1 protein-coding gene is annotated in these 974 nt (G+C 48.7%); it reads left to right on the plus strand.

Annotation, left to right across the window (positions count from 1 at the left end; translation table 11 throughout):
• A partial coding sequence (locus RYZ18_RS14170; RefSeq protein WP_317657518.1) for a hypothetical protein occupies positions 1–438 on the plus strand: 438 nt, incomplete at its 5' end.
• Between the last annotated feature and the right edge of the window lie 536 nt (positions 439–974).

Consider the following 974-nt stretch of genomic DNA (forward strand, 5'->3'; position numbering starts at 1 on the left):
AGGCTGGAGCTTGAACTCATCCGCAGAGGCAACATTCCAATTACAGCCTTAGGCTTACTCAAGATGCGGCCTGATCTATGCTTAACTAGGGATGATGCGAATAATCTAATCCGAGCATCAAACTTAGCTGATCCAAAGCAATCTCTTCATTTGATGCCTGGCCTATGGCGTTCCAGTATTTTTATTGCCCGCTTCCGAGCAGGCAATCAGCGGAATACCAATCAACTGCATCTGTTCTTGGGAGAGCAGATGGAGAGTGATGGATTGGCTATGGCAGGTAAGCCCCCACGACTTGAAGATGTGCGGACAACACTCGAGAGAGGTTATCCTGATCTTGAGGGGTCAGGATGGGGCGAAGTCCAAGATTTAACTGTGGACTTTCTGCATGAAGGCATCATTGCGGATGCATCAGCCGATGACGGAGATGATCTAGCTTGAGGTAAAATGGGCGGGGGCCATCTAACCCCACTCCTTATTGTGGAAAACTCCTATAGGGACCTTATAGGAAAGTTGCACATTAAGCCCTTGCTGGGGTCTCTATTGTCCCCCCGCGCCAACACCCACCTGACGATACATCAGGCCTATCTCCTACCTTTGCTACAGAAACCGTCAAATCGGCTAAAGCACAGCAAAGTTGCCCCTAAGCTGTTTACGGTTTGCAAATCCCAATCTCAGGTCAGGCACGTATACAATATCCCTATAGGGGGGCATGGCACTCGCCCCCCATGCCATGCTGCCACGGTAGACCAAATAGTAGACCACAAATTGCCTACTTGCATCAAACTGGCCTTGCGTGATTCAATGAAAACAAAGGGTTAACAGTAGCATGACGGATCAGTAGGGAACACAAGTCCCACCTCCTCCGCCATCAGGCATCATATTTTCATGAAAATAATGGCTCTAAGCTACTGATTTACCTCGAAAATGATAGTTCGAGGCCGCCTTTGCGTGCCAGTAGAGTAGACCAAAATGAA

This window comes from Roseovarius sp. 10, from assembly GCF_033100315.1.
Lineage (GTDB): Bacteria > Pseudomonadota > Alphaproteobacteria > Rhodobacterales > Rhodobacteraceae > M30B80.